Below are 935 nucleotides of genomic sequence, written 5' to 3'. Positions count from 1 at the left end.
TACCAATATCATGTTGGGGCTCTATCCCGCCTATACGCTGGAGCATTTGTTCACGGGTGAAAAGTCGATTCAGGATATCGTGCTCGAAGGGCCCGAGGGTATCCAGGTCATTCCAGGAGCATCGGGTTTCGCTCAGTGTGTTGAGTTGGATGTCGGGCAGCAACAAAGGCTGGTGACTTCTATTCGTGCAATTGAGCCTCATTATGACTATATGATGGTCGACACAGCCGCGGGTATTTCTCCAACCGTTCTTCATTTTATTGCCGCGTCTCAAGTTGCTGTCGTTGTGGTGACCCCCGAGCCAACCTCTTTAACTGATGCGTTCTCTCTGCTTAAGGTGCTCAAACGCCGCGGTTATCGACGAAAGGTTCAGATTGTTGTCAATATGGTCTCTAATGCGGCGCAAGCTAAGAAGGTCTTTCAGCGCTTTTCACAAGCCGTTAGTAAGTATCTGGACCTGAATACAGAATACCTGGGCTCGGTATGGATGGATGAAAGCATGCGAGCGGCAGTCAGCTTGCAGCGTCCTGTTGCGCTTTATCCTAAAACCGATCCTTCCGCTCGTTGTTTTTATCGCTTAGCAGAAAAAATAGATGACCTGTTTAGCCAGACAGGCGTTCCGCGTTTGGCCTTTAGCGCCTATTGGCAAAAAGTAGTAGAGCGACAAGTCGCTCGCCCACAGAAAAGCATCGCGGCCAAACAAGCGGCTTCGACAAGAAAAACGACGTCTCTTCATAAACCGGGCTCTTTTGATAAGCTGCGTGAGCAAATGGCAAGCTTTAGCTCGGCAGGAGAGCAATCCCAGGGGAATAAAAGAGCGGTCTCGAGTTATGAACAAACCTTGCTTGACCAAGTTCGGGAAGCTCAAGGCGACTTGTCTCCTGAATCAGAGATCCATGTTGAAGACAATGCTTTGGATTCCGGCGTTGAAGCTA

1 protein-coding gene is annotated in these 935 nt (G+C 49.5%); it reads left to right on the top strand.

Annotation, left to right across the window (positions count from 1 at the left end; all coding sequences use genetic code 11):
• A partial coding sequence (locus tag A3766_RS21525) for a P-loop NTPase (RefSeq protein WP_156509032.1) occupies positions 1 to 935 on the top strand: 935 nt, incomplete at both ends.

The sequence above is a fragment of the Oleiphilus sp. HI0132 genome (assembly GCF_001635845.1).
This window is presented reverse-complemented; position numbering and strand designations above follow the sequence as displayed.